The sequence below is a fragment of the Maridesulfovibrio sp. genome (assembly GCF_963676065.1).
Classification (GTDB): domain Bacteria; phylum Desulfobacterota; class Desulfovibrionia; order Desulfovibrionales; family Desulfovibrionaceae; genus Maridesulfovibrio.
In genome coordinates this window covers 733,901-749,440 of sequence record NZ_OY780933.1, presented here as the reverse complement: position 1 = coordinate 749,440, position 15,540 = coordinate 733,901, and the positions used below count along the sequence as shown (strand labels likewise).

Annotated in this window: 14 protein-coding genes; 5 read left to right on the top strand and 9 right to left on the bottom strand. The window is 47.9% G+C overall.

Features of this window, described 5'->3' with window-relative positions; translation table 11 throughout:
• Positions 1-77 precede the first annotated feature (77 nt).
• From rd to ACKU35_RS03270, 5 genes are all read right to left on the bottom strand, one after another.
• Entirely contained in the window at positions 78-236 is a 159-nt protein-coding gene (rd, locus tag ACKU35_RS03290) for a rubredoxin (RefSeq protein WP_319763110.1), read from the bottom strand.
• 25 nt (positions 237-261) lie between these two features.
• A complete protein-coding gene (locus tag ACKU35_RS03285) occupies positions 262-441 on the bottom strand; it encodes a rubredoxin (protein WP_319763108.1) in 180 nt (59 codons plus the stop codon).
• A 14-nt stretch (positions 442-455) separates the two neighbouring features.
• The gene (locus ACKU35_RS03280) at positions 456-839 is read right to left on the bottom strand and encodes a desulfoferrodoxin (RefSeq protein ID WP_319763106.1); all 384 of its coding nucleotides are present in this window, start codon (positions 837-839) and stop codon (positions 456-458) included.
• A 30-nt stretch (positions 840-869) separates the two neighbouring features.
• Entirely contained in the window at positions 870-1,445 is a 576-nt protein-coding gene (gene rbr, locus ACKU35_RS03275; protein WP_319763104.1) for a rubrerythrin, read from the bottom strand.
• A 161-nt stretch (positions 1,446-1,606) separates the two neighbouring features.
• Positions 1,607-1,996 carry a transcriptional repressor gene (locus ACKU35_RS03270; protein WP_319763103.1) on the bottom strand — a complete coding sequence of 130 codons (390 nt, stop codon included), beginning with the start codon at positions 1,994-1,996 and terminating at the stop codon, positions 1,607-1,609.
• 211 nt (positions 1,997-2,207) lie between these two features.
• On the opposite strand from ACKU35_RS03270, the gene ACKU35_RS03265 reads away from it, so the two are divergent.
• Entirely contained in the window at positions 2,208-3,074 is an 867-nt protein-coding gene (locus ACKU35_RS03265) for a LytTR family DNA-binding domain-containing protein (protein WP_319765341.1), read from the top strand.
• Between the two features lie 285 nt (positions 3,075-3,359).
• Positions 3,360-5,228, top strand: coding sequence for an acetate--CoA ligase (acs, locus tag ACKU35_RS03260; RefSeq protein ID WP_319763100.1), 1,869 nt, complete (start codon positions 3,360-3,362; stop codon positions 5,226-5,228).
• A 117-nt stretch (positions 5,229-5,345) separates the two neighbouring features.
• On the opposite strand, the gene ACKU35_RS03255 is transcribed toward acs, so the two are convergent.
• Genes ACKU35_RS03255 through ACKU35_RS03245 form a run of 3 tightly spaced genes read right to left on the bottom strand, consistent with a single transcriptional unit; the run spans position 5,346 to position 9,098 of the window.
• Complete coding sequence (locus tag ACKU35_RS03255) at positions 5,346-6,023, bottom strand: DUF47 family protein (RefSeq protein WP_319763098.1); 678 nt, start codon at positions 6,021-6,023, stop codon at positions 5,346-5,348.
• A gap of 19 nt (positions 6,024-6,042) precedes the next feature.
• On the bottom strand, positions 6,043-7,278 hold the full coding sequence (locus ACKU35_RS03250; RefSeq protein WP_319763096.1) for an inorganic phosphate transporter: 1,236 nt from the start codon (positions 7,276-7,278) through the stop codon (positions 6,043-6,045).
• A 17-nt stretch (positions 7,279-7,295) separates the two neighbouring features.
• Positions 7,296-9,098, bottom strand: a complete 1,803-nt coding sequence (locus ACKU35_RS03245; protein ID WP_319763094.1) for an ATP-binding protein — start codon at positions 9,096-9,098, stop codon at positions 7,296-7,298.
• Between the two features lie 347 nt (positions 9,099-9,445).
• Between ACKU35_RS03245 and ACKU35_RS03240 the strand changes: the two genes are divergently transcribed.
• Positions 9,446-9,688: a phage regulatory CII family protein gene (locus ACKU35_RS03240; RefSeq protein ID WP_319763092.1), complete on the top strand. Its 243-nt coding sequence runs from the start codon at positions 9,446-9,448 to the stop codon at positions 9,686-9,688.
• A gap of 12 nt (positions 9,689-9,700) precedes the next feature.
• Here ACKU35_RS03240 and ACKU35_RS03235 read toward each other — a convergent pair whose 3' ends face one another.
• Complete coding sequence (locus tag ACKU35_RS03235) at positions 9,701-12,400, bottom strand: tetratricopeptide repeat protein (protein WP_319763090.1); 2,700 nt, start codon at positions 12,398-12,400, stop codon at positions 9,701-9,703.
• A 170-nt stretch (positions 12,401-12,570) separates the two neighbouring features.
• On the opposite strand from ACKU35_RS03235, the gene ACKU35_RS03230 reads away from it, so the two are divergent.
• Positions 12,571-14,505, top strand: coding sequence for a glycosyltransferase family 39 protein (locus ACKU35_RS03230; protein ID WP_319763088.1), 1,935 nt, complete (start codon positions 12,571-12,573; stop codon positions 14,503-14,505).
• Entirely contained in the window at positions 14,505-15,539 is a 1,035-nt protein-coding gene (rlmN, locus tag ACKU35_RS03225; RefSeq protein ID WP_319763086.1) for a 23S rRNA (adenine(2503)-C(2))-methyltransferase RlmN, read from the top strand. Before ACKU35_RS03230 ends, rlmN begins: the two co-directional genes overlap by 1 nt.
• Position 15,540: the final 1 nt, after the last annotated feature.

Below are 15,540 nucleotides of genomic sequence, written 5' to 3'. Positions count from 1 at the left end.
AGCCGGGATTATTCCCGGCTTTCCTTCATAGACTTTATATCTCCGGCAGCGCCGGATAGTGCATAGATGCTTTGAGTCTAATCTTCAGGTTCAAAGTCATCTTTGCCTGCTCCGCAGACAGGACATTCCCAATCGTCGGGGATATCTTCAAATTTTGTACCGGGAGCGATTCCGCCATCCGGATCTCCTTCTGCAGGATCATAAACCCATCCACAAACTGTGCATACGTATTTCATCTTATCATCTCCGTATTAATTTAAGTTAACCCAGCGGCTTGAATGCTTTTTTGCTTGCGCCGCAAACCGGGCATTTCCAATCTTCGGGCAGGTCTGCAAAGGCAGTTCCCTTAGCTATTTTACCTTTGCGGTCCCCTTTATCTGGGTTGTAAATAAAACCGCAATTACTCATTTGGCATTGGTATATGTCTTTAGGTTCGGCCATTGCCATATCTCGTTTTATGCTTTCCAGAGGCCATGCAGGTTACAGTATGCACGTGCAACAACAGGCTCGGTGCTTTCCTTGCAGCAACAGAATTTTGCTTCAGGTGCTTCACCGGGTTTGAGCTGCTTGATCATACGGGCATTACCACAGGAAAGTTCAATCCATTCAATATAATGCTTTTCTTCCATGGGATGTGCCACATCACCGACTTTAACGGTATAGCCGTCTGCAGTCTTTTCAATGACGGGAACATGTTTTTCTTTAGCAGCATCGACGGTATTTTCAGACATGAGTTTCATATCTTCGCCGCAGCAGGCGAGGTTGCCTGGGCCGGCGTGAAGGACCATAGTAATGTTGCCGCAAGCTTCGCATTTGTAAACTTCGTATAATTCAGCCATTTTCTTTCTCCACTGGGTTAGGGTTATTGGTTACCAGTTCTCACAGATTACCTGAAAATGTGCCTGAGGATGGTCACATGCAGGACATTTGTGAGGAGCTGAATCTCCCTCGTGGGTGTATCCGCAATTCTGGCACTGCCAGACAATCCCGGTGTCCTTCTTAAATACTCTATCGTCTTCGATATTTTTGGCAAGTGCAAGATATCTTTTTTCGTGAAACTTTTCGGCAACAGCAATCGATCTGAATATTGCGGCAATAGTTGTGAAACCTTCTTCTTCCGCAGTTTCAGCGAATTCCGGATACATTTCGTTCCATTCGTAACTTTCGCCACCGGCTGCTTCCTTGAGGTTCTCAACGGTAGAACCGATAACACCTGCCGGGAAAGATGCAGAAATTTCAACTTCGCCGCCTTCAAGAAGTTTGAACAGTCTTTTAGCGTGTTCTTTTTCCTGATTTGCGGTTTCCTCAAATATCTTGGAAATTTGAACGTAGCCCTCTTTCTTAGCCTTGGAGGCAAAGTAGGTGTAACGGTTGCGGGCCTGAGATTCACCGGCGAATGCGGTTAAAATATTTTTTTCTGTTTTAGAACCTTTGAGTTCGGGCATTAGCTTCTCCTTATCTTCGCTGTAATCACAGCGTATCTTTATTGTGGAATTGCCTGATCAGTATTTAGCAGTTAATAACGTCGCTGTCAGGGCTTTTAGATAAAAAAATAACAACTCCATATTTAACTATGGGTATTAAATGGAGATGTTATTTAAAAAAATCAATGTATGTTTCTGTTACAATCAGGGCAGATTCCAAAAAATTCTATGGAACACCCCTTTACATCGTATCCTCGGGCCTGTTTTTCAGTGATTTCGGGAGTGGTTACTTTGCTCATAACATCATCGACCTTGCCGCATTGTAAACACCTGATATGCGGGTGCGGTTCTGCATTCCCGTCAAATCTGTTTTTGCCGCCGGTTTCTATTTTAAGTATGAATCCGTTATCCGCAAGTAGCTCTAGATTACGGTATACTGTTCCCAGACTGATGTTTGGTAGTCTTTTCCGCACCCTTTCATAAAGTTCATCTGCTGTAGGGTGGCAGGTCAGTCCTTTTAACTCTTCGAGTATAAGCTCTCTTTGTTTTGATCTTCTCTGTCCTATTTTCATATGCACCTCTCATTTCTTTTAATAGTAATAGTTCCTGTTTGAGTCAAGGATATTTTTAAAATTGGTTAAGAATGAAAAATGATTGAAGGCTGATAGCCAACTTTATGGAGAGATAAGAGAGCGCTGAATCTAATGAAATAGATGCTTGCAGTCGTATAAGATTCAAGCTATGGCTTTAATAATTGAATTAATTCCTATTTCCGGAGTTGTCGTGCCTAGCCTTAAGACTTTAATCCTACACTCGGATGCCGAGGTCCGTGCCACCATCCGCGAATCGCTTCGCGGGGATAAGCTTGTGCGCGTCCTGGGTGAGACGGTAAGTGCGGATGAAGCGTTGGAGCTGCACAAGGCCGTGGGATACGGAATTATCATCATGGGCTTTGATTTTGAACACGGGATGAGCGGAGTTGAATTCGCTCAGGCTTTAGGTGCCAATAAACATAAGCCCGGACTGATTTTTATTGCCGGTGACGAGACAAGGGCTTATGAGGCTTTTGAGCTGGGTGCTGTGGATTACCTGATCTGGCCGCCGGAAAATGAACGCATGCAGAAAACCCTTGAGCGCATTGCCCGTTTCAAAAGTCATTTCCGCGAAATCCCCGAACCTTCAAACTGGAAAGAATCCGGTACCGGAGTGGAAACAGGAGAGGAAACCCTGCAACTTTCCCTCGGTGAGGATGAACAGGATAGATTTCTTTCCGCTCTCAAGAATGCATGGGATTTTTCTCAGACCCGCCAGCCGGAAATAGAAAAGCTTCCGGTTAATCAGGACGGGCGAATGATGCTTATACCGTATACCCAGATCATTTTTGTGGAGGCTTATGAAGACTATTCATACGTTCATACAGCCAATCAGAAATTTCTCACTTCCCACAGACTTAAAAATCTTGAGGAACGACTTGGCCCGCACCGTTTTTTTCGCGTTCACCGCAAATATCTGGTTAATTTGGAAATGGTCACAGAAATAGCTTCTCTGCCGGGCAGTAATTTTATGCTCCGTACCGCCGGACGTACAAGGATCGAGCTGCCTATCAGCCGGAGACGGATCAGCAAACTCAAGCAGATATTGGGGATGTGACCATGCCGTTTACCGATACACATATGCCGTTTGCCGAATATGGGCTGCATAAACCAAAGCGATTGCTTAGCTTGTACCATGTAGACCTCCGACGGCCAAAGAGGATTATCCTCTTTGGAATCCATAAGGGGCCAAGGTTCCGGGCGATGCTGAAGAGTGAAAAATATTTCGTTGAGTTAATCGACAAATTAAAATTATTAAAAAGTTTTGGGATTCTTAAACTCTTTTTCAAAAAAGGTTTAAGGCCCCCGGCAGGGCGCCCCCGCGAGGCCTCCGGAGGCAGATATGGATCATAAGGAAACACTGGACAGCCTATTGCACGAGGAAAGGGTTTTTCGCCCTCTGCCCCAGATGCTTATCGAAGCTACGGTTAACCCGCAGGACCTGCGTGCCGCGCGGGAACTGGCTGATGTTGATCTCTGTTCTTATTGGGAAGAAGCCGCTGAAGAGCTGGATTGGTTCACCAAATGGGAACAGGTCTGCGATATTTCCGATGCCCCCAATTACCATTGGTTCAAGGGGGCACGCTGCAACATTGTCTACAACGCCCTTGACCGCCATATCGAGACCGTCAACAAGAACCGGCTGGCTTTGATCTGGGAAGGTGAACCGGGGGATTCCCGTCAATACACATATTTTGAGCTTTACCGGGCCGTAAACCGTTTAGCCAACGGACTCAAGGCACTGGGAGTAGGCAGAGGGGACCGGGTTGTCCTTTATATGCCCCAGCTCCCGGAAACTGTCATAGCCATGCTGGCCTGTGCCCGGATCGGGGCCGTGCATTCTCTGGTCTTTTCGGGGTTTTCCGCCCGCTTGCTGCGGGAGCGGGTCCGTGAGATCAACCCTCGTGTGGTGGTTACGGTAGATGGTTTTTATCGCAACGGGCAGGTTATCCGGCTCAAGGAAGAAGTTGACCGTGCGTTGCTGGATAATCCGGCGGAGGCCCTTGAGTCTGTGGTTGTGGTCCACCGGGCCAATGTGGACGTGAATATGGATTCCGCCCGTGACTACTGGTACGAAGACCTTGTACGGCATGAACGCCCACACGCTCCTGCTGAAATTATGGCCGCGGATGATCCCCTTTTTATTCTGCATACTTCGGGAACCACCGGTAAACCCAAAGGGCTGGTTCATTCCCATGGCGGATATATGGTCGGGGTTCACCGGACCTTTAAATGGGTTTTTGATCTCAAGCCTACAGATATTTTCTGGTGTTCCGCAGATCCCGGCTGGATTACAGGGCACAGCTATCTTGTCTACGGACCGCTGCTGGCCGGGACAACTACTGTTATGTACGAGGGGCATTCCCTTTACCCGCAGGCTGACCGTCTCTGGAATATTGTTTCCAAATATGGTGTTACCATTTTTTATACCTCGCCAACGCAGATCAGGACGCTTATGCGTTTCGGGCACCGTTATCCGGACCAGCATGATCTTTCTTCACTGCGTATCCTCGGGGCGGTGGGCGAGCCTTTCAATCCCGAAGCATGGCTTTGGATGTACGAGAATATCGGCAAGGGCCAGTGTCCGGTTCTGGATACGTGGTGGCAGACCGAGACCGGAATGATCATGATCAGCCCTATGCCCGTTTCCGTACTCAAGCCCGGCTCCGTAACCCGTCCTCTACCCGGTATTGATGCCGATGTGGTCGATGCCGAAGGTAATCCAGTACCTGAGGGCAAGGGCGGATATCTGGTCATCAAAAAACCATGGCCGGCCATGTTCAGCGATGTACTCGGGGATCGTGAAGAGGTGATGGCCCATTATTGGAAGCGCATGCCGGGTATGTTCTACGCCGGGGATGTGGCCCGCAAGGATGAAGACGGGTATTTCTGGATTCAGGGCCGCGCTGATGATGTTCTAAATATTTCAGGACACCGCATCGGAACAGCTGAGGTTGAATGCGCGTTGACTCGTCATCCGCATGTTGCGGAAGCGGTTGTGGTCGGAGTTGCGGATAAGATCAAGGGACAGGTCGTCAAAGGTTATGTGACCTTGAATCATGGCGTGGTCGAGTCCGATGACCTTCACCGTGAATTAAAGGAGCATATCCGCAATGAGCTTGGACCCATCGTGATAGTGCGCAGTGTGGAATTCAGAGACGAATTACCCAAGACTTCCAGCGGTAAGATCAAGAGGACTGAGCTGGGCTGATCACGTTCCCAGTTCTATATAAATTAAAAAAAGAAAGCCCCGCCGGTGCCTGATAAGGAACGGACGGGGCTTTTATATTCTGAAATCCTGTCGCTAAGGTCTTCCGCTAGGGAAATATTACCTTGCAATCATAGCCCGCAGCATGTCGGCGCAGGTTTCGGCCTGATGTGCCATTTCATTAAGGCAGTCTACGAAATGTGTAAGCTGGTAGATGTCTTTGAAATCCATATCAGAATTGTAGATACGGGTAGACAGCTCTTTGCGCAGTTCCATGGACCGGGCATAGTGCTTGCGGACTTTGCGGAACTTATTCTTGGTACCTTCACGGTCGATGGATTTTCCTTCATCCAGAGCGATAGTTGCCTTCAACGCGGGGCCGAGGCTGGTCGTGGTGTCATTAACCTCGGAGAGCAGCAGGATCAGGTCTTTCTGATATTCAGCAGGGATGGCGACCTTGCGGATAGCCAGCCAGTGCAGTGCTTCCTGTGCGAAGTCCAGCACGTTGTCCTGACTGCGGGTGTAGTTGAAGAACAGAACTTTATCCACGGCCATGAACATGGAGTGCGGAAGATGGTTGCGGATAGAACGTTTTATTTTATCTGCCTGTGCTTCAACAGTATCAATCTGCTCGATCAGTTCGCTGAATTCACGGCAGGTGTCATTTCCGGCAACGTAGCACTCAACGGAATCATTGATAATGTGGATGCATTCGGCGATTTTGTCGTAATGTTTAACCAGCCCGTCCATAGGGTTCTTGTTTACGATAAGGCCTAAGAAAGGAAGACGAAAGTGCATAATGTTCTCCTTGTTTTATCTAGATGAAAGCCCATTTAAGCAGGCTGAAAATTGTTATGCTTGTTATAGCGGCAATGGGGACTGTTAGTACCCAGTATAGCACAATTTTGCCGAGAATTTTGAAGTTGACTGCAGAAAACCCTCTGGCAAGTCCAACACCGACAACCGCTCCTACCGCTGCGTGGGTGGATGATACCGGCAGACCAAGATTGGATGCTGTCAGTACGGTTGAAGCGGCCCCGAAGTCAACTGCAAATCCGCGGGTGTTGGTCAGTACGGTGATTTTTTCACCTACTGTGCCCATAACCTTGTGCCCCATAAGGGAAATACCGATTGCGATTCCGAGTCCGCCCATAATCAACAGACCGATTGGGACATCAGCCTGAGCTGTCAGCATATGTTCCTTGGAGATAAGGTAAATAGCTGCAACCGGACCAATGGCGTTGGCAACATCGTTGGCACCCTGTGATAGAGCCACGTAACAGGAAGTACCAACCTGCAGTTTACGGAAAGTGGCTTCCACGGCTTCAGCGCCTTCTTCAGGGTCTCCCACAATTTTGTTGATAGCCAGACGGCCGGCGAACCAGACCGCGGCGGCGATTCCAAACCCGAGAGCCAGAGAACCCAGAAAAGGTAGCTTCAGACTTTTTCCTATGGGAGTCTTATACAGGAAAGAAAGGGAAATCAGCAAGACTGTAAGTCCCATCCAGATAGGAGCCCATTTTTTAGCCTGATAGATGAAGTCCTTTTTAAAAAGGATGGTTTTCCTGATATGGGTGAAAATTGCATAGGCGATGATGGCTGCGAAAAACGGAGAGATAATCCATGACATCACAATTCCGACCATTTTCAGCCAATTGACCACGTCCGGTCCGCCGGCCACGAGTCCGAAACCCAGAATGGCTCCCACGATGGAGTGGGTGGAGGATACCGGCAGGGCCGTTAGCGTCGAGATTAATACCCATAATCCTGCAGCCAGCAATGCCGAGAACATGCCGATCATGATGATTTTAGGATCGGCTATAGCCGCCGGGTTGATGATTCCTTTGCTGACCGTTGCGGTTACATGCGAGCCGAGGAAAACAGCTCCCGCAAAGTTCAGGGTCCCTGCGATGAATACTGCCTGCCGAATTGTGATAGCTTTGGCGCCTACTGCGGAGGCCATGGAGTTGGCCACGTCGTTAGCGCCTAGATTGAAAGCCATCATGAATCCAGCAAACAGGGACATGTAAAAAAACAGATCGTAAATATCCATTAAAGATAATCCCCTTATTATGAGTCCTGCCCGGACTCATAAGCTTGTTCAGCTGTTACCGGGAGTTTCACACAGAATGAAGATCCGGTACCCGTTGCCGCGTCAACCGGGCTTTCCACCCAGATGTCGCCGTTGAAGTTTCTTGCAAGGCTGCGGCACAGGGCCAGTCCCAGACCGGAACTGCCATGTCCTACAGCGTTTTCATCCAATTTAAAAAATCTTTCAAAAATGCGTTCCCTGTCCGCTCGTGCTATGCCCGGACCTTCATCGACGACTTTGATTATAGCAAAGTCTGCGTCAATTTCAGCCTGGACAGCAACTTCAGTGTGCTCGGGAGCGTATTTGATAGCGTTTTCAATGAGGTTGTCGAAAATCTGGACCAGACCTTCGCTGGTTCCGGTGACATGAATCAGCGGAATTTCCTCTTTACTCAATTTTATGTTTTTGTTTTCCGCGAGATTCTGGAGGTTTGCCGTGCTCAAAGCAATGCTTTTTTGCAGGTTTGTAGGTCTCGCACGCAGTTTTTTCCCAGAATACTCACTGCGGGCAAGGGCAAACATTCCGGTGATGACCTTAGACATATGGTCAGCGTTATCACGGATTGTTTTAAGAAAATTTGTCAGAATTTTTTGATCTTGGGGCGGGTTGTCAATCAGAGTTTCCGAATAGCCTTTAATGCTGGTCAATGGTGTGCGCAGCTGGTGGGAGGCGTTGGAAACAAAGTCACGAAGGATTTTTTCTATACGCCTTACTTCACTTATATCATGGAAAACCAGAATAAGTTTGCGACGATTTTTGTAATCCCTGTAGGAACATACGGTCACATTCATGGAGCGCCCGTCAGCGAGATCGACAATGAGTGAATCAGAATCCTTTTCGCTGTCGTGCCTGATGATTTTATCCACTGCGTCCTGAATTTCATGTTTGGTCATGACCTCAAGGGGGGCACGGCCGATGAAATTCTGTGTGTCAGGGATCAATTCGGTCATTGATTTATTGACCGATTCAATTTTTCCTTGCGGATCAAGGACCATAATCCCTTCGGTCATGTTTTCAAACATGGCGTCAAGCTGGTTGCGCTGATCCTCTATAATACGGATATGGCCCTGTATCTTTTTGGCCATGGTGTTGATGGATTCGGCCATGGGCTCGTATTCGCCTCCGGGGATGACCCGTATACGCTTACTGTAGTCACCTTCTCCGATGGCTTGCGCCGTGGCGGAGACCTCCTTGACTGCGGCGGTGGTCCGTTTACCCACAAATACCAGTAGAATGGCTGCCCCTAAAGCGAGCAGCACCAGCAGGACAGTGACATGGAGCATTACCTTGTCCAGCCTTTCGCTGATCACTGAGTAGGGCATAGCCAGACGCAGGAATTCCCCTTGTTCATTCATAACCTGCGCGACATAGAGCATGCGCGTCTGAAGGGTTTTACTGTAGCGGATATTCTTACCGGTTCCACTGGCTTCGGCAGCGAGAACCTCCGGGCGGTTGGAGTGGTCATCAAGTTCAGGAATCCGGGCGGCCTTCACTTTGGAATCTGCTAGGACCTTACCGTTTTTAATATATGTAATGCGGATATTGAGATGTGATCCGAGTTCGTTGATTTCATGTTGAAAATCTGTAGAACCTGGTTTTATCGGGGAGTGACTGATTTTCCAACGTACATAATTCAGAAGTCGGGAAGTATTCTGCCGGCTGGAGGCGGTCAACTCATCTGAGACGGTGCCATAGTAAAACCAGAAGGTCAGCAGCAGGGTGCATAACATTATACCCCAGCCCCAGAGCAGAATTCTCATATGCAGTGATTGTTTAGGCAAAAAAAAGTCCTCCCTGAGGATGCTCCTGAACAGAAATAGATCTACCTTTTTGTCACAGGGGAGTAACAAGCATGTTAACACAGTTAGGTCAAGTTTTGTTACAAAAGTTGTTTTGCTATTTAAGTGTTTGAAAGTAAAGGAGATGTTTGCGATGTGTGGTTTTTAGCTGTATGTGGCATTGTTACAATGTTGTGACAATGTTGAGCTGTTAACAATAACTATATATGATATTTAAAATAATCTTAGCACTCAGAAAACCGGATGCAATTTCGTTGAATGGATTTCGGTTTTGGTTTAATAGATCTGACTAGATCAAAAAATCGATTAATGCAGTAGGTTAAATAACAATGTCAGAAAAAGTTGAAAAAGCTATTCAGGATCTGGTTCTCAACGGACCGGTCTCATTGGAGGAGCTGGCTGAAAAGCTTGGCAAATCTCCCAAGACCCTTGCCCGTGAGGCTAATCCTGAAGATAGAAAAGCCAAACTAGGTGCCGAAACTCTGATTGAGATCATGCGTATTACAGGCGGTGTCGAGCCTTTGCGACTTATGGCCGAAGAGCTGGAGATGACGCTTGAATCCCTTGATTAAGACTGCTCCTGATTAACGCGGCTGGATGTTCAGGTTCGGTAAAGATGGCAATAACCATATGTTGCTGTTGTAGTTAAAGTTTATCCACAGACCGATGTAGTTGTCGTACCCGCTTGAAATACTTCTTTTTTCGTCTAGCAGGACAGTGTCCATCCTTTGAGGGATTTCTTCTGAAGTGGCGTTGCTGACGTAAGACTCTGCGGTCTCTCCTGCGGATTTTTTTCCGCTGATGGTCCAATGAGTTCTTTTTGCAAATTCATCAAGCGCCGTTTGCCTTTCATCTCCTGAAAGAGAAGATAATATTTTCCCCAGTTCAACTACTTCCGGTTTTTCCGGGGAAATGTCCACGGCTTCATCATATAGATCATCCGCTTCGCCTATTCGGCCAAGTGCAAGGTTTACGCATGCCAGATTGTTGAGCACCCTGCCTTTGTTGGCGCTGTTTAAATCTAAAGCAAGTGTATAAAGCGATCCTGCACGTTCCAGTGTTTCGGTTGAATTGCTGTACAAGCCAGCTATTGCCAGAGCGTCTGCTTTCAGGATTACAGCTTTTTCCCTGTTTGTGGCATCAGAGAAGCTTGATTTGCCTGCCTGCTTCAATGCATTGAAAATTTCCGGGCATGGGTTTAAAGCCATTTCGCGGATCAGTAGGTTCAATTGCAGGAATCTGGTTTCAAGTTCTGATTTTACTGATAGGGGACGGGATATGAGCCTGTCCGCTTCTTCTTTGTCGGCTGCGAAGCTGGAAAAATATAATTCCGCTGAAAGTATTTCCTGAAGCTCTCCCATTTCTTTTTCAAGGCCCTGACTCAGTTCAAACATGCTCTGGAAAGCTTCTTCTGCGGTCATGACAGGATAAGCCAGCCATTCTCCCAGCACATTGACCCCGGCTTTAATCAAATTTGCCTGTGCAGGGTTGTATTTTTCATATCCGGCAGCGTATTCAAGAGTCTTGGGCAGCAGGAATCTGGTTGCTGATGCTTCTTCGGAGTTGCGACCGTTAATTTTTATTGTCGGCAGGGCTTCCTCGGTAATGCGTTCAATCTTATAGGCAAGGGCCAGTTCATAAAAATAACGGTCCTTGTTGCGCAGGTGTTCGGCCCGCTCCAGATAGGGGCGTACTGAAAGCAGGTTGTCCGTACGCTGGAATGCAAGACGGGCGAATCCCGTGAAAGGGCGTGCGTCATCGGGTTCTATGCCATGCAATTTGTGGAAAATAGGCTCAGCCAGATCGGGTCTGTCCAGAAGGATGAGCGCGTCTCCCTTTTGAAGTTGCCGTTCGAAGCTGTCTTTGTCCGTGATGGAGGTGGCCGTATCGCACAGTCCGTCCAGTCGGGACAGGGATTGAATCTGCCTGCGCAGTTCGTTGTCCAGATCAGGGTCGGCCAGCAGTGGTTTCAGCTGCGCGGTGGCGGCGGAACCTGCTTCACAGTCAAGGTTGCTGTATTGTGCTTTGGCAGCGGTCAGTAGCATTTCCGGGGATACCGGCAAAGAAGAAACAGAGATCGCACCGTTCAGCAGAGGAGCGGCTCGGGTAATGTCTTCTGCTTTGAGATCCTGCTGGCCTAATGAAAACAGAATCCAGGGGACCACCGGGGAATGAATTCGGTCATGGAATATCCGGGAAGTCAGTATAAGCTGTGCTTCCCGTGCAGAGCTGTAGGCTTGTGTCAAGAATTCAATGCGTTGCAGATTATTTTCCAGTGAGTCTGAACCCGCAGTATTCAATTCCATGCCCGATCGTAATTCTTCCGTAATGGTGTGGATGGTTTTAGAATCCAGCATGGAACACATTTTCAGCATGATTATGCACATGTCCCGGCAAGGTGAATCATTGCGGGTTATTTTGTTCCTGATCGCATTTGCAACAGCGACCAGTTCTTTTACATCTTCCACACCGAAATCCTGTTCCTCATGACTGAAGCGGGCGATGATGTCCTCGGCCCTGTAGGCCAGATATCCGGCGCTTGTTCCATTATGTAATTCAGTGAATTTTGCGTCGGGAACGGCTGGAAATTCGGGAAGATCGGCATTCGGAGGGCCAAGGATATTATCCAGCATGACTTTACCAGGTCCGGGCATTGTTCCCGGGACAATTGATTCCCTTTCGGTTACGGAAATTTTTACTTTGCGGCCTTCCGGGTCCGGAGTCAGGTAGATTCTGGATTTTTCAAAGAGTCCGCAATTTTCAAGAATTATCCGTCCGGCAATAATTTTTTGCGGGGTGGCTTTTTCTCCGGGCACAATCTGGGCCAAAGCCATGACTGCGTTGGGAGTCAGCCGGGAGTCACCGTTAACTTCAATAGAAGCAACAGACTGGTTTGCAATGAGTTTTGCAGCTGAATCGGCGAGCTTTGCCGCCGCAGGTTCCGATGAGATGCCTCCCATCTGTTTACCTTTAATAAAAACATCTGGTTCCAGATGGAAATTATCGGTCAGCAGGGCAGAGAAAGATGTTCCTTTATCATTTTTTACCATCAGACCGGAAAGGGAGTATCTTGATTTCCGGTGATCTTCAGTGCAATTAGCGCAGCTAAAGCCCGATTCAATTAATTTTTGTTCAACAAAATTTCTGAATTCAGTGGAAGGTATACCGGAAGGGGTAAGGAAACTGCCGATTGCTAAGAGCGGAGGAGAGGCTTTGGCCGCTGCGGGCTGCATGAAAAAAATAACCGCTAGAAAAAGTAGTCTTGCCAATAATGAAAAACGCATCGCAGCCTCATGATAAATTTAAGTAGGATATGTTAAATTAGTATCCTATCACGTTCATTTAATCCAGTCCCCAGGGTTTCGACTTGCCGGGCGATCTCTGGTAGTGGGTAGCACTTGCAGGGCTTATATAGTTTTGCACAGGAAAAACAATAGCAATTGGATTACATCATATGGAAAATAAATACGAATCTGACATAAACGGATTTTGCCGCAAAAACTGGCTTCTGCTGCTCGGTTTACTCCTTATCTTTTCCGCTACGGTTTCTTTTTACGGAACATGGCTGAATTATTTTTACGACATTGATGAACCCAAGTATGCCCGCGCGGTTTATGAGATGTTCCACAGCGGTAATCTGCTGGCTCCGATGTTTGACGGCATTCCACGAATGGAGAAACCCCCGCTTACTTATTGGGTTATGTATCCTTTTGCATGGCTTTCCTCACTGAGGAACTTCGGTTCCGGTACTCTTGGTTTGCTGCGTTTGCCTACAATCATCTGTTCCGTTCTCATGGTGCTGGGCACAGCTCTAAGCGGCCGCAAATTATTTGGTCCTGCCACCGGTCTTTTGGCCGGGGTGATCCTGCAGAGTTCCGTCCTTTTCAAGTTCATGGCTGTGATGATGAAAGTGGATGTTGTCTTTGCCTGCTGCGTCACTTGGGCTACGTATTTTTATATGCTGTATTACCTTGGTGACAGAAGATATCGCGTGGCCTTTGGCGGGGCGATTCTAACCGCTCTGGGAGTACTGGCAAAGGGGCCTTTCGCTTTTTTACCTATGGCCGGGTTTGCGCTGGCAGTTGGAATTCGCCACAACGTGAGCCGAAAACATGAAGCAGGGGAGCCTGTTTCTTTTCTTTCCGCGTTCAATATAAAAGGGCTCGTTGCGGCCAAGTGGAAGGAACGCAATATTCTGCTTTTATGGTTCCTTGCCGGGTGTGTTCCCTTTTTTCTTTGGTTGTATTTTGCATGGCTGAGCAGCGGATTTGATTACACTCAAGGTTTAGTGGGCCAGTTTTTTCATAACACCGCTTCTACAAGTTCTAAGCTGGCTAGCAAGCTGGGCAGCCTAGACCCTTACTTTGATACCCTGACCGTGATTTTCTTCCCGTGGGGTGGATACGTATTCGGGACTGTTTACGGCATCTGGCGTTCTGTCCGGGAAAAGTTTAACGAAAAATATGTGTTTATGGCCTGCGTTTTTCTGGTTTATCTGCTGGTATTTACCCTGCTTTTCAAACTGAAATCGAACCGCTACATGCTTCCGGTGCTGCCTGTCCTTTCCATTCTGGTCTGCGACTGGTTGGTCAATGCAAAGCGGGATAAGATGTATCGCACCCTTTTCGAAATGGGGTTTGTCTGGATTTTATCCATGGCGGCTATGCTTGGTTACCGCTCTTTCAAATCAATGAGTGTATCGGTCAACCTTGCGGACCGGGTGCCTGTAGGCCAGTACATGGAATTGATGTTTCCGTTTTTTATTGCTCTAGGAGCCTTTTTTCTTGTGCTTTTGGTTGTGAGCATCAAGCAGTCGGAACGCCCTGCACTTCATATTCTAGTGGGTTCTCTGGCCATCACAGCGATAATGCCTTTTTATTATCGGGCTCTGCCTTCCTATAACTCCCTGACCGAGAACAGGCCCATGCCCATACTCGCACAGGCCGTTACTGACAGGCTTAGTGAATTTTCAGATGAAAGCACGCTCGTTCTGCACCGTCCTTTCTTTATCAAGCTGTTTCCGGATGTGGTCTATTACCTTAAAAAGCTTGCCAAGGATGAAAGCTGCATGTACTCGCTCGGTTCCGAAGCGCGTTCCGGCGACCTGATGCAGGTTCTAGCTACTCCGGATATCGCTGCTGATCTTTTTAAACAAGAACATCCGGACGCGGAAAAATACCCCGTTTATCAGTATCTGAAGAACACCGAATTCAAGAATGCGGTGCTGCTGCTTTCGTCCATTGATTATTATCAACTGAAACCTTTCATTGATTCTCTGCCGCCAATGGTAAAAGATTTTGTGGAAGTAGAGGAAATGGAATTGTTGACTATTAAATGGGTGGCAACCAAGATTTATATTGTCCGTTTTAATCCGGGTAAAATGAAATAATGATAGATATACTTGATTTGGAATACAGCGAGCTTGAAACATTTGTCTCGCAGGAACTTAAGGCACCGCGTTTCCGCACCGATCAGATCTGGCAGTGGCTCTGGCAGAAGGGGGTTGCGGATTTCGACTCCATGACCAACCTCGCTAAAAATTTGCGTGAAGACCTGAAGAGCAAGGCGGTTATCAACCATCCGCAGGTGGACGTGGTTCAGACCAGTAAAGACGGAACGATCAAGCTTCTCTTAAGGCTGAATGACGGAGCATTGGTGGAAACCGTGCTTATCCCCATGGAAGGGCGTTACACCCAGTGCCTGTCTACTCAGGTCGGCTGTGCTATGGGTTGCACCTTCTGTAATACCGGGCTGATGGGCTTTGAACGCAACATGAGTATGTCCGAAATGCTTGGGCAGGTTCTGGCTGGTCGCAAATATCTGCGGGAAAACGGTCTTGATCCGCTCAAAAATCTGGTTTTCATGGGTATGGGCGAACCTTTGCTCAACCTTGATAATCTCATACGTACTTTGCGTAACCTGAATAATCCCGACGGACTTTCCTTTGTGCCCCGGCGGATAACAGTTTCTTCCGTCGGTTTCGTCAAGCAGCTTGAAGAACTGGGTGAAACCGGGCTTACTCTTCCTGCCATATCGCTGCATGCGCCCACTCAGGAACTGCGTGAGAAGATCATGCCCAAAGCGGCCAAGACACATATTGAAGATCTGCTGGCCGCCATGGACCGTTTTCCGCTCAAGCCCCGGGAAAAGGTAACTTACGAATACCTGCTCCTCGGCGGGGTGAATGATTCCATTGAACACGCCAGACAATTGGTGAAATTACTCGGGCACCGTCGCTGCAAGGTTAATCTGATTGCTTACAATCCCGGCGACAAGCCGCTCTATAAGGCTCCGGCCAGAGATAAGGTGCTGGCGTTTGAAAAGTATCTCTGGGATAAAAAAATAACCGCCACCATCCGCAGATCCATGGGGCAGGATATTAAAGCCGCCTGTGGACAGTTAAAGGCGGATCAGCAAAAATAAG